At 68.0% G+C, this 24,951-nt stretch carries 22 protein-coding genes and 7 pseudogenes; 13 read left to right on the forward strand and 16 right to left on the reverse strand.

Going from position 1 to position 24,951, the window contains the following annotated elements:
- Positions 1 to 33: 33 nt before the first annotated feature.
- A pseudogene (locus tag ACZ79I_RS34240) lies at positions 34 to 219 on the reverse strand (sortase domain-containing protein); the annotation flags it as partial.
- 68 nt (positions 220 to 287) lie between these two features.
- Here ACZ79I_RS34240 and ACZ79I_RS34245 point away from each other — a divergent pair.
- Positions 288 to 572: an integrase gene (locus ACZ79I_RS34245; RefSeq protein WP_471502756.1), complete on the forward strand. Its 285-nt coding sequence runs from the start codon at positions 288 to 290 to the stop codon at positions 570 to 572.
- 113 nt (positions 573 to 685) lie between these two features.
- On the opposite strand, the gene ACZ79I_RS34250 is transcribed toward ACZ79I_RS34245, so the two are convergent.
- The gene (locus ACZ79I_RS34250) at positions 686 to 1,678 is read right to left on the reverse strand and encodes a helix-turn-helix domain-containing protein (protein WP_471502758.1); all 993 of its coding nucleotides are present in this window, start codon (positions 1,676 to 1,678) and stop codon (positions 686 to 688) included.
- Between the two features lie 150 nt (positions 1,679 to 1,828).
- Here ACZ79I_RS34250 and ACZ79I_RS34255 point away from each other — a divergent pair, with 150 nt between their 5' ends.
- The gene (locus ACZ79I_RS34255; RefSeq protein WP_471502760.1) at positions 1,829 to 2,200 is read left to right on the forward strand and encodes a YybH family protein; all 372 of its coding nucleotides are present in this window, start codon (positions 1,829 to 1,831) and stop codon (positions 2,198 to 2,200) included.
- A 3-nt stretch (positions 2,201 to 2,203) separates the two neighbouring features.
- On the opposite strand, the pseudogene ACZ79I_RS34260 reads toward ACZ79I_RS34255, so the two are convergent.
- Both ACZ79I_RS34260 and ACZ79I_RS34265 read right to left on the reverse strand, forming a co-directional pair.
- Positions 2,204 to 2,415 (reverse strand): annotated as a pseudogene (locus ACZ79I_RS34260) (ISAzo13-like element transposase-related protein); the annotation flags it as partial.
- Positions 2,416 to 2,570: 155 nt separating this feature from the next.
- Positions 2,571 to 3,521, reverse strand: coding sequence for a beta-ketoacyl-ACP synthase III (locus tag ACZ79I_RS34265; protein ID WP_471502762.1), 951 nt, complete (start codon positions 3,519 to 3,521; stop codon positions 2,571 to 2,573).
- Between the two features lie 105 nt (positions 3,522 to 3,626).
- Between ACZ79I_RS34265 and ACZ79I_RS34270 the strand changes: the two genes are divergently transcribed.
- Together ACZ79I_RS34270 and ACZ79I_RS34275 are read left to right on the forward strand one after the other, a co-directional pair.
- A complete protein-coding gene (locus tag ACZ79I_RS34270) occupies positions 3,627 to 4,226 on the forward strand; it encodes a TetR/AcrR family transcriptional regulator (protein WP_471502764.1) in 600 nt (199 codons plus the stop codon).
- A 131-nt stretch (positions 4,227 to 4,357) separates the two neighbouring features.
- Positions 4,358 to 4,897 (forward strand): GNAT family N-acetyltransferase, encoded by a 540-nt coding sequence (locus ACZ79I_RS34275; RefSeq protein ID WP_471505122.1) that lies wholly within the window; start codon positions 4,358 to 4,360, stop codon positions 4,895 to 4,897.
- A 71-nt stretch (positions 4,898 to 4,968) separates the two neighbouring features.
- Here ACZ79I_RS34275 and ACZ79I_RS34280 read toward each other — a convergent pair whose 3' ends face one another.
- A complete protein-coding gene (locus ACZ79I_RS34280) occupies positions 4,969 to 6,198 on the reverse strand; it encodes an IS110 family RNA-guided transposase (protein WP_471499059.1) in 1,230 nt (409 codons plus the stop codon).
- 709 nt (positions 6,199 to 6,907) lie between these two features.
- Positions 6,908 to 7,453, reverse strand: a pseudogene (locus tag ACZ79I_RS34285) (transposase); the annotation flags it as partial.
- Here ACZ79I_RS34285 and ACZ79I_RS34290 point away from each other — a divergent pair.
- The 5 genes and pseudogenes from ACZ79I_RS34290 to ACZ79I_RS34310 form a co-directional block, all read left to right on the forward strand.
- A pseudogene (locus tag ACZ79I_RS34290) lies at positions 7,415 to 8,026 on the forward strand (aminotransferase-like domain-containing protein); the annotation flags it as partial. The pseudogenes ACZ79I_RS34285 and ACZ79I_RS34290 sit on opposite strands and share 39 nt — an antisense overlap.
- Before the next feature lie 136 nt (positions 8,027 to 8,162).
- A complete protein-coding gene (locus ACZ79I_RS34295) occupies positions 8,163 to 8,942 on the forward strand; it encodes an Lrp/AsnC family transcriptional regulator (protein ID WP_471502766.1) in 780 nt (259 codons plus the stop codon).
- Positions 8,939 to 9,577: a LysE family translocator gene (locus ACZ79I_RS34300; protein ID WP_471502768.1), complete on the forward strand. Its 639-nt coding sequence runs from the start codon at positions 8,939 to 8,941 to the stop codon at positions 9,575 to 9,577. Before ACZ79I_RS34295 ends, ACZ79I_RS34300 begins: the two co-directional genes overlap by 4 nt.
- Positions 9,578 to 9,660: 83 nt before the next feature.
- Positions 9,661 to 10,953 (forward strand): annotated as a pseudogene (locus tag ACZ79I_RS34305) (IS701 family transposase).
- Positions 10,954 to 11,130: 177 nt separating this feature from the next.
- Entirely contained in the window at positions 11,131 to 12,060 is a 930-nt protein-coding gene (locus tag ACZ79I_RS34310; protein WP_471502770.1) for an ADP-ribosylglycohydrolase family protein, read from the forward strand.
- Positions 12,061 to 12,168: 108 nt separating this feature from the next.
- Here the strand turns inward: ACZ79I_RS34310 and ACZ79I_RS34315 are convergent, their stop codons facing one another.
- The 8 genes and pseudogenes from ACZ79I_RS34315 to ACZ79I_RS34350 form a co-directional block, all read right to left on the reverse strand.
- Positions 12,169 to 12,804: a hypothetical protein gene (locus ACZ79I_RS34315; protein WP_471502772.1), complete on the reverse strand. Its 636-nt coding sequence runs from the start codon at positions 12,802 to 12,804 to the stop codon at positions 12,169 to 12,171.
- 57 nt (positions 12,805 to 12,861) lie between these two features.
- Positions 12,862 to 13,113, reverse strand: a complete 252-nt coding sequence (locus tag ACZ79I_RS34320; protein WP_471505388.1) for an integrase core domain-containing protein — start codon at positions 13,111 to 13,113, stop codon at positions 12,862 to 12,864.
- Positions 13,062 to 13,448 (reverse strand): hypothetical protein, encoded by a 387-nt coding sequence (locus ACZ79I_RS34325; RefSeq protein ID WP_471505547.1) that lies wholly within the window; start codon positions 13,446 to 13,448, stop codon positions 13,062 to 13,064. Before ACZ79I_RS34325 ends, ACZ79I_RS34320 begins: the two co-directional genes overlap by 52 nt.
- 103 nt (positions 13,449 to 13,551) lie before the next feature.
- Positions 13,552 to 13,872, reverse strand: a pseudogene (locus tag ACZ79I_RS34330) (integrase core domain-containing protein); the annotation flags it as partial.
- Between the two features lie 391 nt (positions 13,873 to 14,263).
- Positions 14,264 to 14,554, reverse strand: a complete 291-nt coding sequence (locus tag ACZ79I_RS34335; protein ID WP_471502774.1) for a transposase — start codon at positions 14,552 to 14,554, stop codon at positions 14,264 to 14,266.
- 111 nt (positions 14,555 to 14,665) lie between these two features.
- Positions 14,666 to 15,655 carry a glycosyltransferase family 2 protein gene (locus ACZ79I_RS34340; protein WP_471502776.1) on the reverse strand — a complete coding sequence of 330 codons (990 nt, stop codon included), beginning with the start codon at positions 15,653 to 15,655 and terminating at the stop codon, positions 14,666 to 14,668.
- A 285-nt stretch (positions 15,656 to 15,940) separates the two neighbouring features.
- Complete coding sequence (locus ACZ79I_RS34345) at positions 15,941 to 17,947, reverse strand: GtrA family protein (RefSeq protein ID WP_471502778.1); 2,007 nt, start codon at positions 17,945 to 17,947, stop codon at positions 15,941 to 15,943.
- A gap of 145 nt (positions 17,948 to 18,092) precedes the next feature.
- Complete coding sequence (locus tag ACZ79I_RS34350; RefSeq protein ID WP_471505390.1) at positions 18,093 to 18,842, reverse strand: transposase; 750 nt, start codon at positions 18,840 to 18,842, stop codon at positions 18,093 to 18,095.
- Between the two features lie 6 nt (positions 18,843 to 18,848).
- Between ACZ79I_RS34350 and ACZ79I_RS34355 the strand changes: the two genes are divergently transcribed.
- From ACZ79I_RS34355 to ACZ79I_RS34365, 3 genes are all read left to right on the forward strand, one after another.
- Positions 18,849 to 19,091 carry a YrhB domain-containing protein gene (locus tag ACZ79I_RS34355; RefSeq protein WP_471502780.1) on the forward strand — a complete coding sequence of 81 codons (243 nt, stop codon included), beginning with the start codon at positions 18,849 to 18,851 and terminating at the stop codon, positions 19,089 to 19,091.
- 290 nt (positions 19,092 to 19,381) lie between these two features.
- Positions 19,382 to 19,912 (forward strand): hypothetical protein, encoded by a 531-nt coding sequence (locus ACZ79I_RS34360; RefSeq protein WP_471502782.1) that lies wholly within the window; start codon positions 19,382 to 19,384, stop codon positions 19,910 to 19,912.
- A 131-nt stretch (positions 19,913 to 20,043) separates the two neighbouring features.
- A complete protein-coding gene (locus tag ACZ79I_RS34365) occupies positions 20,044 to 20,388 on the forward strand; it encodes a hypothetical protein (protein WP_471502784.1) in 345 nt (114 codons plus the stop codon).
- On the opposite strand, the pseudogene ACZ79I_RS34370 reads toward ACZ79I_RS34365, so the two are convergent.
- Positions 20,327 to 21,422: pseudogene (locus tag ACZ79I_RS34370) on the reverse strand (integrase core domain-containing protein). The gene ACZ79I_RS34365 and the pseudogene ACZ79I_RS34370 overlap by 62 nt on opposite strands.
- 255 nt (positions 21,423 to 21,677) lie before the next feature.
- Positions 21,678 to 23,915: an FG-GAP repeat domain-containing protein gene (locus tag ACZ79I_RS34375; protein WP_471502786.1), complete on the reverse strand. Its 2,238-nt coding sequence runs from the start codon at positions 23,913 to 23,915 to the stop codon at positions 21,678 to 21,680.
- A 487-nt stretch (positions 23,916 to 24,402) separates the two neighbouring features.
- On the opposite strand from ACZ79I_RS34375, the gene ACZ79I_RS34380 reads away from it, so the two are divergent.
- Positions 24,403 to 24,876: a hypothetical protein gene (locus ACZ79I_RS34380; RefSeq protein WP_471502788.1), complete on the forward strand. Its 474-nt coding sequence runs from the start codon at positions 24,403 to 24,405 to the stop codon at positions 24,874 to 24,876.
- The last annotated feature ends 75 nt before the right edge of the window (positions 24,877 to 24,951 follow it).

Raw genomic sequence — 24,951 nt, forward strand, 5'->3', positions numbered from 1 at the left:
CGAACCCCGGTGACCATGCGCGGCCGTCACCGCTCAGCGGACCTCCGACAGCCGGGCGAAGACAACGACGTTTCCGGCATAGCCGCCGGCCTTGGAGAAGCTGCCGCCACACGTGATGACCCGGAGTTCCGGTCGCCCGGTGGCGTCGTACACCCGGTCGGCGGGGAAGCTCCGCTTCTCGAACACCTCGATACCGTAGATGCGGAACACCGCGGTGCGTGTGGGGCTCGTAAAGTCATCGCCGCAGGTCAGGACGATAGAGGAGGATCCACTGGGAGCATGTCCGCGTGATCGTCTCGATGCTTCACAAGGTGGCCCGCCGGCTGTTGTCCGTCCCCGGGGTGCTGCTGCGCCGCGACACCGCCAAGGATGCCGAGTTGCTTGTCCTCAGGCATGAGAATGCAGTGCTGCGCCGTCAGATCGGCGGACCGGTCCGATACGAGCCCGCAGACCGGCTCTGGCTGGCCGCCCCCTCAACCCTGATACCCCGTCGTCGCTGGCGCGAGGTCTTCCCCGTCACTCCCGGGACACTGCTTGCGGCTCGGCTCAGCCCTGCTCGTTGCCCTCGATGATGCCGAACATGAGGGTCCCTATGGCCAGGGCGGTGGCAACGGCCCCCTGCCGCGTCGGGCGGCGCGGGGCGGGGTCCTTGGTGTTCGGTGCCGGTCGCGCCGGCCCGTGGCTCTCAGAGAGTGCGTGATTCGGCGAAAGCCGCACGGTAGGTCTGCGGTGGGACGCCCACCTGTCGGCGGAAGTGCGGCCTCAGTGCGACGGCGTCGGTGAACCCGACCCGGCGGGCGACGGCGTCGACAGGCAGATCGGTGGACTCCAGGAGGTGCTGGGCGAGGAGCACTCGTTGGGTGAGGAGCCACCGCAGGGGCGGACTGCCGGTGCGGGCGGTGAACCGCCGGTCGAAGGTGCGGCGGCTCATGTTCGCTCGCCGGGCCAGGGCGCCGATGTCGATGCGCTGATCGAGGCCGTCCGACAGGTGCGCGATGACATCGTCCAGTTCGTCGCCATCGGCGACCGGGGGTATCGGCGCGGGAATGAACTGTGCCTGATCGCCGGTACGGTGCGGCGCCACCACCAGCGCCCGGGCCACGGCACCGGCGACCGTCGCCCCGTGTTCGCGCCGCAACAGGTGCAGACAGGCGTCGATCCCTGCCGCGCTGCCGGCACTGGTGAGCACGGTGCCCTCGTCGACGTACAGAGCCGCGCCGTCGACCGTGGTGGCGGGGTACATGTCGGCCATGACGTCGGTGTACGCCCAGTGGGTCGTCGCGCGTCTGCCGTCGAGCAGCCCGGCGGCGGCCACGACGAAAGCGCCCAGGCACAGTCCGACGACGACCGCCCCGTCGTGATGCGCCCGGCGCAACGCGGCCAGGAGCATTTCGGGTGGTGCGACGCCGTCGGGCTGGTGCCAGGTGGGCACGATCACCAGACCGGCGAGTTCGAGGGCATCGAGCCCGTGGGGCGGTACCAGCGTGATTCCGTCGGCGGTGGTGATCGGACCGCCGTCGACGGTGGCGGCCAGCACCGTGTGACGCGGCAGTTCCGGTCTGCCGAGGTCCAGTCCGAAGATCCTTCCGGGTACGGCCATTTCCAGCATCGGCAACCCATCGGCCATGACCACGGCAACAGTGGAGGGGCTGCGTGTGCCGGAGACGTTGTCGGGCATGGCCATATGCTATCGATGAGTGTCCTTTTAGCCACTGCCCTCTCCGCGCGATCTCCATGAAACTGGTCACTGCCCCTGGCAAATCGGAATGGAGTAGGACATATGTTGGCTCGGCAGGAGATCCGGACACGGCGCGACGACCCAAACGACGTGGCCACCACACTCGTGGAGTTGGAGACCGCCGCACTGCGGCGTTGGGGTGCGGGCGACCCCGACGGCTATCTGGAGATCTGCGACGAGGACGTCACCTACTTCGACCCGATGACCAAGAAGCGGATCAACGGACTCGACGCGCTGAGGAGTTACTACGCCGCCATCAGGGGGCGGATCCACATCGACCGCTTCGAGCTCATCGACCCGCGTGTGGTGGCCGGCGAGGACATGGCCGTCCTCAGCTTCAACTTCATCTCCCAGGGAGGCAATGACCTGTACCGCTGGAACTGCACGGAGGTGTACCGGCACGGCCCGGCCGGCTGGCGCATCGTGCAGACCCACTGGTCCTGGGTGCAGGAATCTCCTTGATGGGCGCCAGCTCGCCGTCCTCACGTCGGTGGTGATCACCAGTCGGCGGGCGCACGGGGAGTCGTGTCGGCCGTGGGCCTGCCACCAGCGCGGATCGAGGTGACGGCGAACGCCGCGGTGTCGTGATCGGTGCCGATGGCGACCCACCCGGTGTTCGCTGCCGTGTCGTAGATCCCGTGAAGAATCGCCTTCTTGGCCTGGCAGGGGAAGGCGTGGCCCTACCCGCTGCCGCTGTGTCCTCACACACTCACGCTCGGCGAGTCCCGCCAGGTACTCAAGCACCGGACCGTCCGCGTCGGCTCGGTCCGCTACCCGACCCGCCCGGCCCGGTCGGCCGGGAAGCCCGTCCTTCGAGAACCCGCTCAGCTACTCAGGGGCAGGTGACGACTTGGCCCGCCCAGGACAGGCCGCCGCCGAATGCGAAGAGCAGCACTGGCGCGCCGGAGGGCAGTTCGCCGCGTTCGAGCAGCTTGGACAGCGCAAGGGGTACGGATGCGGCGGATGTGTTGCCGGAGTCGACGACGTCTCGGGCGATCACGACATCGTCGCGAAGGTCGAGCTGCCGGGCCACTGACTCCACGATCCGGAGGTTGGCCTGGTGGGTGACCACGCCTGCGAGGTCCGTGGTGGCGATCCCGGCGCGGTGGCAGGCTTCCCGGGCGATGGCGGGCAGCTCGCTGGTGGCCCAGCGGAAGACGGCCTGGCCTTCCTGTGCGAACCGCGGCTGCCAGGAGTCCACCAGCCGCACCGCATCGCCTCGTGTGGGGTCGGAGCCCCAGACGACTGAGCCGATCCCGGCCCCGGCCTCTTCCGCCTGGCTGATCACAGCGGCGCCCGCGCCGTCGCCCAGCAGGACGCAGGTACTCCGGTCGGTCCAGTCCGCGAGGTCCGACATCTTTTCAGCACCGATGACGAGGGCGTGCCGGGCGGCTCCGGCCCGTACCGAGTGGTCGGCACAGGCGAGGGCGGTGCAGAAGCCCGCGCAGGCGTTGTTGAGGTCGAAGCAGACGGGGGACGGTATGCCGAGACGGGCGGCTACCTGGGCGGCGATGGACGGGCTGCGGTCGATGGCGGAGCAGGTGGCGACCGTGACCATGCCGATCTCGGCCGGGTCCAGGCCGGAGGCGGCGAGTGCCTTGGATGCTGCCGTGGCGGCCATGTCCGTGACGGACTCGTCCTTGTCCGCGATCCGGCGGGTGGCGATCCCGGTGCGCTGCCGGATCCAGGCATCGCTCGTCTCCACGAGGCCTTCCAGATCGGCGTTGGTCAGCACACGGGACGGCTGGTGGTGTCCCAGAGCGGCGATACGGGATCCGGGCAAGAGGCCCTCCCTCAGTCAGGCAGCACGGTAGGTCCGACGGTCCGGTGGAATATAGCAACCGATCGATCGGAAGTTAAATGGGGTGTGCGGCTACCATGGACCGTCATGAGCCCCCGCAAGTCCGTCGTCGAGACCCGCCACACCCGGCAGCGCATCGTCGATCGCAGCCTGGCGATCGCCTCAGTTGAGGGGCTGGAGGGCCTGACCATCGGCCGGCTCGCGAGTGAGCTGGGCATGAGCAAGGCAGGTGTCCTCGGCCACTTCGGCACGAAGGAGAGCCTCCAGCTCGCCGTCATCGACGCCGCCGCAGAGTCATTCGCCCAGGACGTGCCCCAGCGCGTACGGGACGTGCCACCCGGGCTGCCGCATCTGCGCGCCCTGTGCGAGGTGTGGGTGTCCTACCTGGAACGGCAACCGCTGCCTGGCGGCTGCTTCTTCGCCGCGGCAACAGCAGAGTTCGACGGGCGCAGCGGACCCGTACATGACGCCGTCGCTGGAATGAACGCGCTGTGGCAGCGCGAACTGCGTATCCACATCCGGCGCGCAGTCATCGCAGAAGACCTGCCCCCGGACACCGACCCCGACCAGCTGATCTACGAACTCATCGGCATCATGCTGGCCCTCAACTACTTCCTCCAGCTCCAACACGACCCCTCCGCCCCCACCCGCGCCCGTCGCGCGCTTCACCGGCTCCTCGGCACCTGACCACGGCAGCCGGCTTTGCGGCTCCCCGTACCAAGCGCTGGTAGGACTCCGTTAGACATCTCAGGGGGATAAGAAGTCAAGTGGGACCACGACTCTTGATCGCTACTGAGGCCGCTGATTGGCTGGCCGACATGAATGATCTCGGACTCGTCGCGTGGCCGCCTGCACCGATCAAGACCGAGAGGCTCGTGTTGCGTGAGCCCGAAGCTCGGGACCGTGCGGCGTTCATCGAGCTGCACGCCTCGTCGGAGGTACACACCTACCTTGGCGGCGCCCGTCCGCGTGACGAACTTGAGCGCGAGATGCCCGATGTCCCCGGGCGGCGGCCCGGGTGTTTCGTGGTCGATCTCGACGGGACGATGATCGGCCAGATCCTGCTCAGGAGAGCAGCGGAGCACCTTTGCCCCGCTGCCGTAGGGAAGGTCGATCTCGGCTATCTGTTCCTGCCGCAGGCGTGGGGATTCGGGTATGCCGCCGAGGCGTGCGCGGCGGCACTGGACTGGCTCGAAGACGTCCTTCCGGGTGAGCCGGTGGTGCTCGCTACCCAGACGGCCAACGTCCGTTCGATGCGCCTCGCGGCAAAGCTGGGGTTCGCCGAAGTGGAGCGGTTCCGGGCCTGGGACGCCGATCAGTGGCTTGGCCTGCGAGCCCCGGTCACGTCCTCTGATTGAGTTCGCGCTCGACAGCGTGGATCTGTCGAAGTGCCGTTGTTCTCGTTGACTCAGCCGGGCGGGTTCGCGGGTCATGCAGGCGCTGGAAGGAGTGGCGCGAAGGCGCGTTGCTCGTCGAACGGCTGCCGGGTCTGGAGGCAGTGGTGGAGCTGTCCGAGAAAGCGGTTGAGCAGGTGGCGCTGGGCGGCGTTGTGCCAGTCGCCGTGTTCGCGTCGACGTCGGTAGTGGGCGTTCGCTCCGGGTGAGGCTTGGAGGGCTGAGAAGGCCCAGAGGAAACCCGCGTGCATGAGCCGGTTGTTCTTGACGAAGCGGCGGCCGACGAAGCGTTTCTTGCCGGATGCGCGGGTGATGGGGGCGGAGCCGGCGTAGGACTTGAGTGCTCTGGCGTCGGCGAAGCGGGCCCGGTCGTCGCCGATCTCGGCGAGGACGCGGGCTGCGAGCTGGGGACCGAGGCCGGGGAAGCTGAGCAGGATCTCGCTGTCGGCGTGCTGATGGAAGGCGGCCTCGGTGGCCGTGGCGAGATCGTCCGCGGCCTGGCAGGCAGCGTCCAGCTGCTTGAGCAGCGCCAGCAGCTGCTGGCCGAAGGCGCCCTCGACGGCCGGGAGGTGGTGGGCGTACTCAGCGCGGAAGACGCTTCGCAGGCGCTCGGCTTCGGTGTCGAAGGACCGGGTGCGCCCGCTGCGTTTGAGGGCGGCCCGGATCTGGGCGACGGTGAGCTGGGCCGCCTTCGCCGGAGTCGGGGCCAGGGTCAGGATCACCCGGGCGTCTGCCCTGGTCAGGCCGCCTTCCTTGCCCTGGAAGGCGTGCAGGGCGGCGGGGTAGTACTCGCGCAGCAGCGAGCGGACCTGGTTGGCGACCTGCTGGCGGCTCCAGACAGCGTCCTGCTGGGCGCGGGCCAGCACCGCGATGGCCTGGGCGAGTTCGCTGTCTGCAGGCAGCGGCCGGTGGGCGTGCAGGTCGGTGCGCAGGATGTTCGCCAGGACCAGAGCGTCGCCGGGGTCGGACTTCTTGCGGCTGACGCCGTGCCGGTCGCGGTAGCGGGAGGCGGCGAGCGGGTTGATCGCGAAGACCTTGCGGCTGCCGGTGCGCAGGGCGGCAACGAGCAGGCCGTGGCTGGTCTCGATGGCGACGGGTATCGGGTTCTCCGGGCTGTCGCCGTGTTCGGCCAGGAGGTCCAGGAGCTTGTGATAGCCGGCCGCGTCGTCGGTGATGCGGGCTTTGGCGAGCTGGGTGCCGGTGTCGTCGATGACGGCGATGTCGTGGTGGCGCTCCGCCCAGTCGATGCCGCAGAACACGGTCAAGCTGTCCTCCTAGATCTGTTCGTTTGTGCAGGTCACGAGCACATGCGGGTCACGCGGCGCCCTAATCCCAGGACTCTTCGGTCCGCCATCTCAGTAGCCGTTCGCGACACCAGCGCACCCCAGGGGCTCGGTCTTTCTGCAGAGCTCGCGGGCTCGCGGAGTGGAACGAGAGGTCGGCCCTGGGGCGGGCTCGCGCCGTGACGATCAACGTCCGGCCGGCCGCCGCGAGTTTCGCGGCGTTCACCGAGACACCGGGCTGTGCCGCTCTTGACAGAGGCCTCGAAGGGCCCGGGGAAACGGAGGCATCAGCCCGGTGCCCGCGTCATCACCGCGAAGCACGGACGGCGGTGGGGTTCCGTGGCGGTGGTGAAGGCGCCGGACCTCGCCGCTCTAACGGGAGGCCTCTCGGGCCAGGCTGACTTCAGGCGTTGCCCGACGCCCACGTCACCGTCACGGAACCCACTGGGTGGACAGCGACGCCAGTCTCAGAGCGGGTCTCAGGGACCGTGGGGGCCGGAGGCGTTCCGCTGTCCGTCGCAAGCCGCCCGCTGGCCCCTTGCGGGGACCGGGCCGAGCTGCCTACGCCCTGGATTAGGTCTGTCTTGATCTTGGTGTGGTTCTGCTGGGCAGGGGGTGGTGGCAGGTGGTGCAGATGCCGGTCCAGCAGTTCAGCAGGTCTTGGAAGGCGTCGAGGATCTGGTAGACAGAAGCGGCCTTCGAAGTGGTCCAGGCCGAGGCCGTGCTTGAGCTCGCGGTAGTCGTGCTCGATACGCCAGCGGATCTTCACCAGGCGGACCAACTCCGGGATCGGGGTGTCGTCGGGCAGGTCGGACAGCCAGAACCGGGTCGGTTCGTCCTCGCCGTCGGGCCGTTCGGCCAGCAGTCGCGGCTGGGGCAGGACGCCGTCCCACCGGCCGTGCTCGGCCACCGCGGCTGCCTGGGCCAGCCGACGCGGGCGCACCCCGGCCGGCCGGACCCGCATCGCGAGGAAGCGGGAGACCATCGGGCCGCGGGAGCCTTCCCGCCAGGTCACCTTGCTGAAGGCTTCCCGTCCGGCGGCCGCGGCCAGTTCCGCCACCGTCATTGGCGGCTGCCGGTAGCGGGGAACCGGCGAGCGGCCGTTGCCGGAACAGGCCGGGGTATCAGGGACTGCGTCATGCGGCTGGACGGTCAGATCACCACAGATGCCGACCACGTACGCGTGTCCCCGCTCGGCCGGGTCGGCCCGGACGAAGTCCTGATCGTCGCCGGCACCGCGCAGGCGCTTGCCCTGCTGCGCCCCCTCCTGCGTGGGGACGGCATCCACGCTGTCGCTGTGGAGGATCCCGGCTCGCTCGGGACCCGCCAGCACCTGCAGAACGCAGGCTTGGCCACCCCGCCGGTGCCGGTCGACGACGACGGCGTGCGCACCGACGTATTGGACGCCACCGGCGCCCGCGCGGTGCTGCTCACGCCCGCCCACCAGTTCCCCACGGGAGTGGTGACAAGCGGTGAACGCCGCCGCGAGCTGCTGGTGCTCGCCCGGCTGATGGAGTCCGGCGGCCTCGAGCGGCATCTACGGCTGCTGCGCGGCCGCCACCGGCGACGCCGCGACGCGATGATCGACGCTCTCACCGAACACCTGCCGGGCGCGGTCGTGTACGGCGCTGCGGCCGGCCTGCACCTGACCGTCACGTATGCGCCAGAGGTGCCCGACACCGAACTCGCCGCCACTGCACTCGCCCGGGGTGTGAAGTGCCAGCCACTCTCGTGGCACCGGCAGCTGACCGGCCGCCCCGGCGGCAGACCACCAGGATTCGATCGGGGACCTACCTCCGGTGCACCATGATCGAGCGTTGCTTCAACCGGCGTAAACGCTTTCGCGGCAGCCATCTGGTGCGACAGGACCGCCACCTCCTACGAAGCGGCGGTCACAGGCGCAACTTTCCTGCTTTGGTCAAAATCCGTTCCAAACAGACACCGGCATGTCGCTCACGCCGACCCCCTTCTTCCCGCCGTCCCAGGCGAATGCCCCTTGGGGGACGTCTGCCGCCTGCACCGACGGCGAGTTCGCGATCGCCCGTATGGGGATCCCCTGGACGCCCCATGGGGAAGTGACCTCGCACCCCTCGGTTGGAGCCGAGGTGATTGAAGCCAATGAATCCACGTGCGTGGCGCAGTCTTGTGCATGTTTCGTTCGCATGTATGATCTCTGGCCAATGAAACTTTTGGGATTTGGGGCGACATTGAACGGATCGCAGAGCGGGGCGCCGGAGCTTGATGACGTTGACCTGGAGATCCTGCGGCTCCTGCAGGCCGATGGCCGCGTGACGCACGCCGCCATCGGTAAGGCCGTCGATCTGACCGGCCCCTCGGTGTACTCCCGGATCAAGCGCATGGAGCGCGACGGCGTCATTCGGGGCTACACCACGCTCATCGACCCCCGGGCACTTCGACAGGACCTCGTTGCGCTCATGCGTGTCGGGACGCAGGCCGACGACAGCGAGCAGCAGCCGTTCGAGACCTTCGTGCGCAATGAGCCGCAGGTGCTCGAATGTCACGACGTCGACGGCGAGGACAGCTACGTGCTGAAGATCCGCACGGAGTCCCCGCAGTCCCTGCGCCGGCTCCTGGCCCGCATCCGGGGCATCCCCGGCGTCAGCCGGACCGTCACCTCGATCGCGCTGGAGACCGTCAAGGAACCGACTGCCAGCGCGCACCTCAGCGACCCTGAACCACTCAGAAGCAAGGAAACACCGTCATGATCCAGGTGCTCTGGCTCGGCATCCTCCTCGGTGCCGGAGCCGCCCTGTCCGTCGGACCGGTCTTCGTCACCATCCTCCAGACGTCCGCCACCCGTGGGCTTGGCGCCGGATTCCGAGTGATCCTCGGTTCGGCCGTCGCCGACCTGATCCTGCTCATACCTGCGCTGGCCTTCGCCTGGATCATCAGCGCGATCGCACAGGCATCCTTCTGGGTCGCCCTTGCTGGGGTTGTGGTCTTCCTCTATCTCGCCGCCCTGGCCATTCGTGACGCCCACCGGCTGTGGCGCGGACAGACCGCCAGTCCGGAGGGCAGCTCGTGGGCCTTCTGGAAGGGGGTCACCGCCAACCTCGCGAACCCGTTGACGTGGACTTTCTGGCTCGCCACCGGCACTCCGACCATGCTGAGGGCCAAGGCCCTCGCCGGATGGCCGGGTGTTGCCGTGTTCACCATTACCTGGTTCGTCGTCGCGTCCGGGCTGGAAACAGTGTTCGCTCTCGCTGTCGCCCGTTCCGGCCGTGCCTTCGGCTCCCGGGGGCAGAGCATGGTCACAGCAGCATCCGCGGTGCTGTTCGTCGCCCTTGCCGGCACGATGATCGCCCGCGACGTCATCCCACACCTACCGGTAGTTCGTTAATTCCGGCCATGGTGTGGGTTGACGGCGGTTTGGGTTGGTCGTAGGCCGGTGGTAGGAGTCAACTGCTCTGCTGGGGGCTGGAGATGACCGCTCGCCGTCCGTGTCCGCCTGCGCCGGGGCCGTTGGAGGACTACGCGGCCCGGTTCGACGACCTCTTCTTCAGCTTGGCCCAGCGGCGAGGGTTTCGCGAGTACCTGACCGGGTTGCTGGCGCCGCGGGAGCGGAACAAGACGATCACCTGCCTGGCAGGGGCAACCAGTGGCGGGTGCGGGGATGCCGGGGGTGCAGCGACTGCAGTTCTTCTTGTCCGAGTCGCCCTGGGAGGCCGAGCTGGTCAACGACCGGCGGCTCGAACTGCTGCGTGAGGAGTCAGCGACGGCTCCGCATGACGGCGGGGTCATCGTGATCGATGATTCCGGGGACCGCAAGGACGGCACGGCGACCGCGCATGTCGGCCGGCAGTGGCTGGGCCGGTTGGGTAAGACCGACAACGGCATCGTCACGGTGACCACGGTGTGGACCGACGGCCACGTGTACTACCCGCTGCACGCGACTCCCTACACTCCCGCCCACCACTTCGCCCGCGGCCGCTCGGATCCGGCCTTCCGTACGAAACCGCAGCTGGCCGCAGCCCTCGCGGCACGGGGGAAGGAGGCGGGCTTCGGCTGCCGGGCGGTGGTCGCCGACTGCGCTTACTCCGTCAGCGACGACTGGTACCTCGCGCTACGCGAGGCCGGCCTGGCCTACGTCGTGGCTCTCAAGCCGCACCGCGGCACCTGGGCTCCGCCCGACCAGCCGCACACCCCCATCGAAGCCGCCCACGCCCTGACCTGGAAGGATGCCAAGCGTCCCGGCGACTGGACGCCCGTTCAGCGTCACTTCCGCGACGGGCACACCGAGACCTGGTGGGCCGCCGACGCCTACCTGGCCGGCTACGGCCCGGACTCCCCGTGCCGACTGGTCGTGGCCACCACCGACCCGGCCGGCCTGCCGGAGAAGGCAACCTGGTACCTGGCCACCAACCTGCGGACGAACTCGGCTGGGCCGACTTCCAAGTCCGCTCCGACCGCGCCATCCGCCGCCACCAGACCCTGGTCAACTGCGCCTTCTCCTTCTGCTGGGACCAGTGGTTCGCCCCATCCGGACCCCTGGATGCCACCGCGCCGGACCCGTGCCCCGACGAGGGGCCAGAGAGGGGGCCCAGCCGAACCCCACCAGCCCCAACGGCCCTGCTGGCCCAGGGCATTACGCGCCATCCGCTCCTGGCTCACCCCCGCCATCACCCTCAACCGATGGTGGCGAGCCTGGACGGACACGGACCCACCCTCCGAGCTCCAGGCCCTGATCGACGCGGTCACCACCGGACACGGCATTGACCTCTACCGCCGGATCTAACGAACTACCGGTATGTGACCTGTACGGGTGTCTCGGCCCCAGAGTGTCTCAGGTGGCGCACCTTCATAGACGAGACACGTTCGTCGCCGATGGGTCGGGGAGCCGAAAGAGGAAAGAGGGCCGTGCGGCCGTCGGCGCGGCACAGATAACCTGCGCGGATGGAGCGGATTCAGCGGGCGGCCGGCGCGGTCGTCGGCTCAGCGGTGGGTGACGCCTTGGGCGGTCCCTTCGAGTTCGGCCCCCAGGGAGCGTTCTCCGCACGGTTTCCCGCGCCTGGTGCCGGTGGCGAGATGTGCGGAGGCGGCGGCTGGGACCCCGGCGAGGCCACCGACGACACACAGATGGCCGTCCTGGTCGCGGAGTCGCTGCTGGAGCGGGGCGGACTGGATCTGCCGGACATCTTCGCCCGCTTCCAGCGGTGGGCAGCATCAGAACCGAAGGACATCGGCTTGCAGACCGAAGACGTCCTGACCAACGGCATGCCCTGGGACCTCGCCGCTGCGATTCATTTCCAGGTCAACCAACGAGCAGCGGGAAACGGCTCGTTGATGCGGGCATCGACCTCTGCGGTCTACTTCGCACCCGCCGGCTGCGAAGCCACCATGGACGCGGCCCGCCGCATCGCTGCCCTCACCCACGGTGACCGTGCGGCCTGGGAAGGCACCGCAGTCTTCCACGAACTTGTCCGTGTCATGTTCGAGGACGCCGACCCCCTCGCCGCGCTCCCGGACATCCTGGCTCTTGTCCACCCCGAGCACCGCGGCCGTTACGCCGCAGTCCTCGCACCCGACTGGCACCCTGATCAGGCGACCGAGTTCAACGGTGCCGTCTGGCCCTGCCTGGGCTCCGCCATCTGGGCCTTGCGCACCACCGCCAGCTTCGAAGAGGCGATACGCGCGGCGATCGACCTCGGCGGTGACACGGACACGGTCGCCGCGGTGACCGGAGGCCTCGCGGGGGCGTACTACGGGCTGGATGCAATCCCCGCCCACTGGACCCAGCCGCTCCATGTCCCTCTCCCAGGATTCGATGGGCGGGTGCTGCACCTGGCAGATCTGCTCCACCTTGCGCACCGCCTCGGAGGCTGAACCGAGCCGCCCCCAACGCGGAATGCCGCCGTTCTGAGGGGGTGAGAAGTGGGCCGCCACGATGGACGAGGCGGCCGAGCCAAACTGTGGCGTACGGCGACAGTAGTCTCAGCGGTAGAGCTTCCCCTGCGCCACCACGACCGTATCGTCAGTGGTCAACTCACCCCTCGGACACAACCACTGACGATACGGTGAGGAGGGCCTCGACCTTACGGTCGCGGTCCTCGTTGCGTGTTCGTAGCTGATCGTGATGCCCAAGGCCTCGTAAAGTGGGCCTTTCTTATCGGCGTCGGCCGTGTGGATGCGTTGCGCAATGTTCCCAAGACTCTCAGTGATCCCCTGGATCTGTTGCGCGTCGAGCTTCTTCCGTGCCGCCTCCTTGTCTCGCTGCGCCTGGTTGATCCACTGGGTGACGACGGCTGGGTCGGCTCCGGCTTCGAGGGCTGCTTGGTAGCGGGCGAGTCGTCGCTCGCAGTCCTTGATCGCCTGGCGTGCTTGAGCTTGCTCAGGTGTGTGGGTCTCTGCGGCGCTTGCTGCGGCGCTGGCGTGGGTGAGTGCGGTGATGGTGGCGGTGAGCCGGTCGGGGGTGAAGGCCCGGGCGATCCACTGGTCCAGGGCCCGGCACACGATGTCTTCGCGCAGGTTGACGGTGCGGGGGTGAGTGAGGTCGGGGTAGAGGGCGGCTTCCTGGTCCTTGAATTCGCAGCGGTAGTAGACGTGGTTGCGGATGGTGGCGGGCTGCATCTTGCGCCCGCACAGGGTGCATCGGACCTGTGCCGTTCGGAAACCCGTCGCTGCAGTTCACGCCGCATATCTGTACTCGTTGATCACGCCACTCAGCACTCGGGTGCGCAGGATCCGCTGAGTGGTCAGAGCGGTCATGGGCGCTGGGTGCTTGTGGGCGAGCGGAGGGAGTTGCCCTCGAGCTTGGTGCGGGCGATGACCGTTGTAGTGCCGGGCATAGGCGTCGAGGACCTGCCGAGCATGGGACTCGTTCCATATCAGCAGGTAGTCGAGGATTTCGCGCCGCAGAGTGCCAATGACCGCCCGCAGTGTGCGTTCATCCGTGGGGCCCGCGGAGCGGTCTTGAGGGTTTCGATGTCCTCGGCCGCGAAGACCGCGTCGGAGGATTCGGTGTACTTGCTGTCCCGGTCGCGGACCAGGAAGCGCAGCGACTCAAGACGCGCGCCCAGGTCGGCCGCGAGGTTGCGGGCTTGCTGCACCGTCCACTGCGCGGTGGGGTGAGCGGTCACGCCGGCGATGTGCAGGCGGCGTGTGCCATGCTCCAGGAAAACCAGCGCGCAGACCCGACGGAGATCCACCAGGTCGATGTGCAGGAAGTCGCAGGTGATGATGCCGTCGGCCTGCGCTGCCAGAACTGTCGCCATGTCGGCCCGCTCCTGCGGGAGCCGGGCCTACGCCTGCAGCGTTCAGGATCTGCCAGACCGTGGACGCTCCGACCTGATGCCCCAGCCGTGCGAGCTCGCCCTGAATCCTGCGACACCCCCAACGCGGATTCTCTTCAGCCAGCCGCAGCACCAGCTCTTTGATCAACGACGCAGTCGGTGGACGGCCAGGCCGCCTCTGGCGCTTGCTGTAGTCCCACCGACGCGCCACCAGTCGTCGATGCCATGCCAGCACCGTGCCGGGCGTCACCGGAAGCACCTCTGTCCAGCGCCGCCGCGGTATCAGCGAGGACAACGCCGCAAACCACAACCGGTCCGCCGGCTCGTACCGCACCGGGGCCGCGAGCTGTCGACGCAGCACGGCGTTCTCGTGGCGCAGGACGAGAAGTTCGGCATCCTTGGTCACTTGGCGGCGCAGGAACGGCCGGGATCGAGAGCAGCTTCCTCGTCAGCTGGTAGACCAGCGAGACAATCACCCACGGCATCGTCCCAGGCGACCCCGAGCACCACCAGACCCCCTACGACTTGCAGCGACGCATTTCTGAACGACACACGACGCGGTGGTGCCGTTCCGCCCAGTCGATTCCGCAGTAGATCAAGTTGTACCCTCCCCATGGATCGGGTATTTGCGCTGGTCACGAGCGCATACGGGCCACGCAGCGAACTAATTCCAGGACTCGGCACCGGGGCCGGTCCGACACCTCACTAGCCGTGTTCGTGGCACCAGCGCACCGCGCGGGCCTCGATCTCTCTTCTGGTCGCTGATCACCCGACGAGCAACACCGGGTCCGCCACAGCTACTTCACCCACAAGACCATGCAGCGTTTGAGTACATCACGCTCCATGGCCAGCCCCTTGTTGTCCTTCTTCAACTGCGCGTTCTCCCGCCGCAGCCGCGCGAGCTCCTCGCTCTCACCCGTCGCCGTGACCCCGCCGGCCCTGCGGGCCCGCGACACCCAACTCGCCAGCGTGGTCTCGTTGATCCCGAGATCCTGCGCGACCTGCGCCACCGGCTTGCCGGTCTCGGCGACAATCCGCACAGCCCCCTCACGGAACTCCGCTTCGAACTCCCGACTCTTGCCTGCCATGACCCTCAACTTCCACTGCAGTCGGTCTCTACGCTACGGAGGGAAGGTCACGTCCCTGATGCGGCCCAGGCAGGAAGGGGGCGTCGCCACCGCGCCGACCTCCGGCCCGACTCAGGCAACGGCCTCCGGCCCGGACTCCTGCGGCGCGCTGCCCAGCTCCTCCGACACGAAGTCGACGCCGCGGGACGGTGCGAGATAACGCAGGTGGGCGAGGCGTGCCTGCTCCTGGCGCATGTGCATGAAGGACTCGAGTATGTAGCCGACCAGCAGCACGAGCACCGCGATGATCATGATGGCGGCGGCCAGTACGGCGGTCGGAAGCCGCGGCACGAGGCCGGTCCGCACGAAGTCGATGACCACCGGCAGACCCAGGGCGAGCGAGATGATCGTCAACAGACCGGCGATCGCTGCGTGGAACTGCGAGGGGCGCTGACGCCGGGCCAGGCCCAGGATGAGCTTCAGGATGCGCCAACCGTCGCGGTACGTGCGCAGCTTGCTCACGCTTCCGGCGGGCCGGTCCTTGAAGTCGATCTCCATCTCGGTGGTGGGCAGCCGCAGACTGAGGGCGTGCACCGTCATCTCTGTCTCTGTCTCGAACTCGTGTGACAGTGCCGGGAAGGACTTTATGTAACGCCGCGAAAACACGCGATAACCGCTAAGCATGTCGCTCACGTCGTTGCCGAACAGCGTCCGGACGGCGCCCGTGAGTATCTTGTTGCCGACCGCGTGCCCGGGCCGGTAGGCCGTCTCCTCGACCTCTCGACGGGCGCCGACCACCTGGTCGTAGGGGCCTTCGAAGAGCAGGTCGACCATCTCACGGGCACGGGAGGCGTCATAGGTGTCGTCGCCGTCGATGATCAGCAGTGCGTCGGCCTCGACGTCGGCGAACGCCCGTCGAATCACGTTGCCCTTGCCCTTGCGCGGCTCTTGGCGCACGATCGCGCCGGCCGCCAGAGCCTCGGCGACGGTGTTGTCCGTCGAGGCGTTGTCGTAGACGTAGATGACCGCCTCGGGCAGCGACGCACGCAGATCGCGCACGACCTTGCCTACGGCAGCCTCCTCGTTGTAGCAGGGGACGACGCACGCGATTTTGGGGTTCATTCCGTGATCCTCTAGGGGGTGTTCTGAGTTGAGATCACGGGATCGGTCTCTCCCGCTACAGGGTGGTGCTGGGTGCGGTAGACCGGTCGCGTGACTCGTGGTGATCTGACAGATGTCGAGCGGAAGTTGATCGAGCCGCACCTGTCGCTGGGGGCGTTCGGGCCGATCCCTGATGTGCGCAGCCACTTCAACGCGGTGATGTGGCGGTTCCGTACCGGCAGCCCCTGGCGGGACGTGCCGGAGAGCTGCGGCAGCCACCCGGCACGGGCACGACCGGCGCCGAGATCAGCCGGTGGTGACGTTCAGGCGAGGACCGGAGCCGACCGAGTGCGGCACGGTCGGGTCCGCCGTGAACGGACCGCTCACGAGTGCCTCGACCGCCGCGATGGACCCGGCGTCCTGGGTGGCGTGGGCCGTGCGCCGCGCCACGATCGCTCCGCTCACCGCCAGCAGTATCCCGAGGGTGCCGGCGATCGCGGGCCAGTACACGTAGCGGTAGTTGGCCTGGGGGGCGGTGGGCAGGTAGGTGGCGATATAGAGGACACCACTCACCCCGAGCAGCCGCAGCTCCCGCGACCACGGGCCGGCCCAGCGGCGGCGCAGTGCCAGCACCAGCGAGACCACCAGCCAGAACCAGCCCTGGAACAGCCAGGGCAAGTCGCGGTCGAAGCCCATCACATAGGACTTCATGGCCGCGTCCAGTGTCTTGTTGACCCGGACGTCCTTCGGCATGACGGCGGAATCACCGCCGAGGTACTGGAGGTTGCCCTGGAACAGCAGCCGGGCGAAGGTACGGGAGCGGTACTCGACGTAGCCGGTCGCGTGGTGCGGCATCTGCTGCGTCCACATCTTCAGCAGGACGTCGGCCTGGTCGGCCTCGATGTGGGGGCCGACCGCAGCCCGATCACCCGGCTTGTGCGGGTAGCAGGCGAAGTAGGCGTCCCAGACGATGTCCTCGCGTTGGCAGGTCCGCGCGGTCGCCAACAGGTCGTCGGTGAACTCCGGGGTCGCCCCGGCCTTCGTCGCGGCGGAGCGCACCTGCTGCGGGGTGAGTACGTGGACCAGGTCGTCGAGGGGTATCTGCGCGTACTGGCGCACCGCGAGCGGATGGGCGGCCGAGGACACCCCGAGGCTGCCGACGGCGGCGATCGCCAGCAGTGACCCCGCGGCGACCAGCCAGCGGCGCCGCCCGGGACGCGGCCAGAGCGCGAACATCAGCAGCAGGAAGATCGGTACGACGGCCGGGAGCCCGTTCTTGCGCACCAGCATCGCGTAGGTGAGGAAGAGCATGCCGAGGACCAGCAATCCCCAACGGGCCCGCTCCCGTCCCTCCGGCAGCTCTCGCGCGACGAGCGCGATCGCGCACACGGCCAACAGCATGTATGCCATGTGCACGTCCTTCCACACCACCCCGGTGAAGGTGAGGACATGCGGGGCGAGGCCGAAGCCGAGCATCAGCAGCGACAAGGGGCGGCTGCCGGTCCGACGCCACAGCACGACCGCGAGCACCCAGAGGGTGCCCCACAGCACGGCGGTCTGGAGCGCGGCCATCGCCGACAGTGCGCCGGTGATGTCGATGAGCGTGCGCCAGAGCAGAGCCATGAGCGGCGGGTGCCAGTCGGTCACCGGCCGCTCCCCCCGTGCCTGCGCTAGCTGCTCAAGGCTGTCCTGGCTGAGGAAGCCGGGGTGGAACGCGATGGAGACGGCCCACCCGCAGATCGCGGCCACCATGGCCAGTAAGCATGGCCAGAGCAGGTCGTCCGGCCGGGTGCCACGGGAGATCGCACGCCGACGGTCGGTCGTCGCGGGCACGTCCAGGGAGTCCTCTCGGTATGCGGTGAAGACGAGGGCGCGGTACGCGGCGAACCGCATCAGCGTCGCCGCCGCCCAGCCCACCAGGCGGGCTGCGTTGTCGCTCAACGGGGAGGACAGTCCGAACACTTCGTGCGCGACGTAGACGGGGAAGGCGGTGACCGCCAGCCCGGCCAGGTTGACGGCGATGAACCAGGCGACCTCGCGTCGGTCGACCGCTCCCTTGCGGTCCCGATAGGTCCAGTAGCGATTGCCCAGCCAGCTGACCACCATGGCCAGGAGCGTGGCGATCGCGGAGGCGAGGACCGGTGTGGAACCCAGCGGCCCGCCATGGTCCGGCGAACCGAAGATCAGGAAGTTGAAGCTCGCGGTCTCCACCACGAACGCGACGGCGCCGACGAGACCGAAGGCCACGACCTCTCGCCAGATGTTCCGTACCCATGAGGGCATACGTCGGCCCCTGGCCGTCATGTGCAGCATGGCGGGAAGGTAAGCGCATTAGTTAAGAACATCGTTCAAATCGCATATGATTCGAACGTGACTACTCGCAGTCGAGCTTGTAGAGCATCCTAAGAGCTGTCCCATAAATGATCTACGGCATGCTCGATGACCTGCGCCTTCTTCGTTATCCGGCGAGGGCCAGGTTGTGCAGGCGGGCGATGCCGAGCATGGCGTGGTGGACGCCGTCGCCTTTCAGGCGGCAGTCGCGGAGGATCTTCCAGGTCTTCATGCGGGCGAAGGCGTGCTCGACTCGGGCGCGGACTTTGCGGTGGGAGGCGTTGTGCTCCTCTTTCCACTCGGGCAGTTCGGTTTGGCCGGGTGCGCGGCGGTGCGGGATGACCAGTCCGGTTCCTCGGTAGCCGCCGTCGGCGATGACGGTGGTCCTGCCGACGGCGTCCTTGGCGCCGGACAACTCCCACGCCTTGCAGTCGTTGCGGTTGCCGGGCAGCGGCCGGCCGACGGCGACGACAAGCCGGGTATCTGCGTCGATGACAACCTGATGATTGGTCGAGTAGCGGTAATTCTTCGACTGCTCGGCCACCTTGTGATCGCGGGTGGGGACCAGGGTGCCGTCCACAATGAGCACGGTGTCCTTGCGGAACCGCCTGCGCCGTTGGAGCGCGAGAGCCGGGCCGAGGTGGTCGACGATGCGGTCGGCAGCCGACTTCGACACCCCGAACAACGGGGCGAGTTGTCGCAGAGTGAGGTTCGTACGCCAGTAGGCGGCGACCAGCAGGACCCGGTCCTCTAACGGCAGACTCCATGGCCGGCCCCTACGGACCGGGTCGGCGCCCTCGCGACGCAAGGCAGTGACCAACTTGCCGAACTGCCGCGGGCTCAGCCCGGTGAACGGGGCCGGGAAGAAGCCCTGCAGCTCGCAGTGGAGTTCCTGGCGCGTAGCCAGCGCGGTGACGAGCCGCCCCTTGCCATCGACGCAGAGCAAGTCCGAGAGAGCAACGGACTCCTGATCGTGCCCTACAACTCCGCGCACTACCTCGCCTCGCGTGACCCGTGGCAGCAGCAGCTGCTGGACTGCTGGCCCATCCTCGTCGACCTTGCTCGCGGAGAGGTACGGTTCGGGACCCTCGACGAGCGGCACCTATGGAAGAACCTGAGCACCTGACACGGCTTGGCCTGTCCACGACGGCGCTTACGGGACATCGCTTAGCCTCGATCTTGCATGAAGGTCCGTCAGCTTGCTGACGGACCTTTTCTGCTCATTCAGAGCGGGGATTTCTGCTTGTGGGCAGGCTGAGGACCCGGGTGTCGCGCCGGGTGGGCGCCGGGTTCCACGTCTCCGGGGTGTGCTGCTCGTAGGCACGGGACGCTACTGGTCAGCCGGGGTTCGGGAGGGCATCGATGGCTCCGCCCCTTCGTCCGTTTCCCAGTAATTTCTGCTCAGGGAGGTTCAGCATGTGGATCGATAGACTGATGGAAGTCACTAATTGGGAGCCGCGTCAGGCGGACATGTCCTGGGGTGAGACCGAGGAGCGTCTCGGTCTGTCACTGCCCGAGGATTACAAGCGCCTTGCCGCGGTCTTCGGTAAGGGGCTCTTCTCCGACTTCCTGCAGATCCTTTCCGTCGCTCCTGGAGAAGCCTTCGATCTCGCCACCACCTGGCAGAGCTTCAGCGCTGATGCTCCTGCTGAAGGGGACGACCCGCTGTACGCGCCGTACCGGATCTATCGTCCTGGTCAAGTTGGGCTTATCCCGTGGGGCTTCAGCCAGACCGAGTGCGAGTATCACTGGCTGGCCAACGGGAAGCCGGCTGATGAGTGGCCCATCGTGACACGGGGGAGGGGGTATCAGGAATGGCGTCAGTTGGACATCTCCACACCCGAGTTCATTTACCGGGTGGTTGCGGACCCAGATTTCGAGCCCTTCTCCATCGCGACTTTGGTGCCTGAGCCATTCTTCACGCCGGCTCCGGACATCGCGTTCTGAGCCCGGATCCACCGGGTGCCGTCTGTGGATTCCCGTGCCGCCGTCCATGTCTCCGCACTCTTCGACGAGCCGAATCTGATCGCGGATGCGGGACTGCTTCCGCTGGCCGCGCTCGCGGAACGGGTCGGCCTATGGCCGCCCAGGTCCGCATCGAGGCAGCCGCCAACAGCGGCGGCGCGCATCCGGCGGCCAAGGTGATGTCGCTGCTGGGCGCGATGTGCTCGGGGGCCGACTCCATCGATGATGCCGACCGGCTGCGGCATGGCGCGATGGACCGGGCCTTCGCCGGGATACGCGCCCCGTCCACGCCGGGCACCTTCCTGCGCTCCTTCACCCACGGCCACAACCGGCAACTCCACCGGGTCCACCGGGAGTTCCTGGCCCTGTCCTTGCCGAATACCTCATCCGCCCTGCTCAGGCCGCATGTTGGTACTCGTGGAGGAGCCCGCGGAGGCGGTCGGTTCGTTGTATGTTGAGGCGTGCGATTTGCTCCGGGTCGTCGATTGGCTGGGGAAGGGCACGGAGGGGGCGGGTGTTCGCGATGCCCTGGTGCGGCCTGTGGGAGTTGTAGAACTTCTCAAACTCCCGCAGGGCATGGAGTAGATGCCGTTCGTTCCAGATCAGGGTCCGGTCCAGCAGCTCTCGGCGGCAGGTCTGCACCCATCGCTCCATGAGGGAGTTCATGCGGGGGATCCGGACGCCGCTGAGCACGATCTGGATCCCGCGTCCTTGAGGACGGCGTCGAACAGTTCCGGGAACTTTCCGTCCCGGTCCCGGATCATGTAGCGCGCCCGAGTGCCGGCGTCCTCGAGGTCCATGACGAGGTTCTTCGCCGCCTGCGTCGCCCAGGACGCGGTCGGATGTGCGGTGGCGCCGGGGATCCGGATCCGGCGGTTGGCGTGTTCGATGACTGCGAGCACGTACAGCCGGGCTCCGGACAGGGTGATCGTTTCGAAGAAGTCACAGGCGAGGAGTGCGTCCGCTTGGGAGTGCAGGAAGTCCGCCCAGGTGCTGGATGTCCGCTCGGGTGCCGGTGGGATCCCGGCCTCCCTCACAATCTCCCAGATGGTGGACGCGGCTACCTTGACGCCGAGGACGAGCAGCTCGCCGTGAAGGCGGCGGTGCCCCCAGCCCGGATCCTCTGCGGCCAGGCGCAGTACCAGGGCGCGGATGGAGCGGACGGTGCGCGGTCGGCCTCCGTGTTTCGGACGGGACCGCGAGGCGTGACGGTGGGCGACCAGGTCCCGGTGCCAGCGCAGAACGGTGCCCGGCCGCACAGCAACCGCATCCGACGCAGCACCTGCGTCGGCAGGCCCTGGAGCAGTGCCGCCAGGAACGCCCGGTCGCTTCCTTCGAACCGTACCCGCTGACCGCTCAGCTGCCTCTCCAGCACCGCGTTCTGATGGCGCGGGGCCAGGATCTCCACGTCATTCTCCCGGTCGCTGATCGGCAGGAGTCGCAACATCGCGAACGCGTTGGTCAAGCCCATGTAGGCCAGTCGTAGCAGCACGACCGGTCATCATTCCAGGATGATCGCAGGGGCGTCACAGCGCTGATTCGGGTGAGACGGTCCGACGTCTAGCCAGGCGCTGCCCACCGGCTCCCATCAGCGCGGATGAGGTTATCGGCAGGGGCACGGTCGAACATGCCTACTCCGGGCCGGACCCTGGACACTGCCCTCATGACCCAAAGTGACCGATCGGGGCGCTCTGAGCTGGAATACGCGACACCTCAACATGCGAGCCCACCAGTCTCAACCCCCTTGTCACGCCAGGCGGTTGTACGCGACGGAGGGGTTGTTGGGGTAGTAGGAGATCCGCGTCGCGAATGGCGCCGACGCGTTGCCGGTGCCGCGGTAGAGGTATGTCATGTTCTGGCTCTTGTTGTACGCGAGCAGGTCGGGGCGGCCGTCGTGGTTGGCGTCGCCGATGCCGACGAGGTCGCTGTAGACGTTCCAGCCGCTGCCGATCCTGACGCGTGAGGCGAAGGTGCCGTTGCCGTTTCCGCGGTAGAGCCACAGCACACCGTTGCCGTCGCGGGCGAGAAGGTCGCCCGCGGCGGTGCCGCCGACGTTGCCCACGGCGGTGATCCTGTTGTAGACGCCCCAGCCGCCTCCGACCTTCACCCGGGTCGCGAATGGAGCGGCGTAATTGCCGGTGCCCTTGTAGAGCCAGAGCACCCCGGAGGTGTCGGTGGCGAGAAGGTCGGCCCGGCCGTCCCCGGTGTAGTCGGTGCCGCCGGTAATCTTGTTGTAGATCTGCCAGCCGCCGCCGATCCTGAGGCGGCTTGCGAAGCCACTGGTGCCGTTGCCGAGGTAGAGCCACAACACACCGTTGCCGTCGCGGGCGATCAGGTCGGCGTGCTGGGAGCCGCCCACGTTGCCGACGGCCTCGATCCGGTTGTAGACACCCCAGCCCGAGCCGATGAGTCTGGTCTCGTGCTCCCACAACTGCCCAGGGTTGTAGGGGTCGTAATAGGTGTCGCTGCTCCACAGGCGCCCGGCGGTGTCCCGCGCGAGCACGTTCGGCGCGCCGTTGTCGTCGAAGTCGTGCGGCTTGGCGGTGCGCACGACCGTGAACGTGCCGGACGACGTGAGGTCCGGACCAATACCGTTGAGGGGCTTGGCGACGAGCGTCCAGGTGTAGCCGCCGTTGTACGCGTTGCCCTGCTCCGGCCGCGCCAGCTCGCCGTCCCAGTCGAAGGTGACGGAAGTATCCAGGGGATTCGGGAAGTACGCGGTCACGGTCTTGCCCGTGCGGACGTGCCGCAGCGTGACCGTCATGAAGACGTTGTCCCGGGACAGCTTCCACGCCATCGCCGCATTGCCGCCGCTTGGGTCGAGGTCGATCACGGCGGGGACGTTGGAGCCGGTCAGCGTGACCCGGGTGGGCTCGCCGGTACTGGCGACCAGGGTCGCGGCCGGGAGGCCGTCCTGACCGGGCGCGATCCGGTACACGCCCTCGTTCTCGGCGACCGTGCCGCCGCGCGCGAAGAGCGTGCCGTCGGGGGCGGTGGCGGCGGAGGTGAGGTGGTCGAGGAGCTTGCTGGTGGCGCCGCTCGTGAGGTCGTAGGCGGTCAGCGCGTCCGAGGAGTACGTGCCGCCGGCGTAAAGGGTGCTGTGGTCGCCGTACGTCACCCAGTCGCCCTGCAGGCCGATCTCCACGCCCTTGTACCGCACCTTGCCCACCGGGATGTCCTGCCGCGTACCCGTGGACCGGTCGGTGACGACCACCGTCGCGTCAAGCGTCGCGTCCGGCGCGGAGCTGTACTCGACCCACGCCACGCGTGTCGCCGAGACCGCGACGTCCGTGCCCACATCGGCGGCCGGCAGCTCGTAGGTCTCGGTCACGGCGCCGGCGGCAAGGTCGAGCAGGCCGAGGAAACGCCTGGTGTCCGTGCCGGTGCCGGTGGCGTAGGTCACCTGGGCGTGGCCGGCGGTGGCGGGCACGACCCTCACCTCGGTGGCCGTGTCCGGCAGGCCGGTCACCGTGCGCAGCTCCATGTCGTTGCTGTGCATCCGGAGCGTCTCGCCGCCCGCGGAGTTGCCCAGCGTGGTGAAGAGACTGACGCCGGCGGCGCCCGCGAAGGTGACTCCGGTGGTGGACGGGCCAGGGTAGTAGGAGTAGACGACCGATCCGGTCGCCACGTCCGTGATCGTGCCGGTGGTGTTGGAGGGGGCGGCGTACGTGGCGACGAGGTCGCCGGACCCGGTGCCCAGGACCGTGAATGTCGACGACCATTTCATCGGGGAGCCGCCCGCGGCGGGAAGCCAGCTCCGCCCGGTGGCCGGGTTGTGGGTCAGGTAGCCCGAGGCGGTGACCCCGGTGATGACGTCCCCCTTCGGGAAGGCGATGACCGACTGGTCCTCGGCCCCCGTGGCCGCGATGACGGCGGCGGGAGCGGCCGTCGCGGGGGCGGTCAGGGTGGTGCCGGCTGCGGTGAGGGCGAGGACGACGGTGATGGCCGCGGCAAGGCGCCGCCGGCCGGTGCGTACGGGAAGCAAGGAGTGAGTCTTCCTTCGGTTCAGGCGAAGAGGCCGTGGGTGCGTATTCCGGTGAAGCGGACGTTGGCCAGCCGCGGCTCGCGAATGGTGTTGCCGGCCGCCCGTGTTCTTGAGAGGTAGGGATCCTCGTTGCTGTACCGCGCCCCGGTTACAGCATATCGCCGGAGCGGGCGTCGTCGGATCGTTACGTCCGGGGCCACAGAGGTCCGTAGCGCAGGATCGCGGTGGCCCCGGAGAGATTGCGGGGTGCCTACAAGCTGGTGCCTATCTGTTGGCGGGTGCTGAAGGCGGTGGCGGTGCGGGGGTAGAGCCACAGGGCGCCGCTGGTGTCGCGGGCGATGACATCGGGGTTGGAGTCGGCGTTGAGAAGTTGTTGTCTTTCCGGACTTGAGGGCGGCATTTTCGCGCGTTTTCGCGGTCAGGAGTAGGGGCGGTGATTCCGTGGGAGTCGTGACCTGTCATGTCGTCGCTCCCCGGGAGGTTGCGGATGCCGTCGGTTGTCGGACTGCTGGAACAGCACGAACTCGCGGCTGGCTTTCGGGCCGACGGGCTGCGTGAGGAGGCCGATTGTATCCAGGCCGAGCCGGCGGTGGCCGAGCTGGAATGGCAGGAGTGGCTGATCGCCCGCAGGCGGGTCGATGCGGTGCTTGCTCCGGACCGCGGCGGCACCGCCGATACGGAGGACGTCACGGATCGCGGGCTGCGGGCGGACCGACGGTGGGTGCAGTGGTCGGGCGTTCGCGATGCCCTGGTGCGGCCTGTGGGAGTTGTAGAACCGCTCGAACTCCCGCAGGGCGTGGCACAGGTGGCGCTGGTTCCAGATCAACGTGCGGTCCAGCAGCTCACGCCGACAGGTCTGCACCTACCTCGCCATGATCGAGTTCATTCGCGGCATCTGGACTCCGCTGAGCGCAACGTCGATCCCCGGGTCTTTGAGGATGGCATCGAACAGCTTGAGTAACCTGCCATCTCTGTCGCGGATTAGCCTCGATCTTGCATGAGGGTCCGTCAGCAAGCTGACGGACCCTCATGCAAG

The organism is Streptomyces sp. PSU-S4-23 (assembly GCF_055632315.1).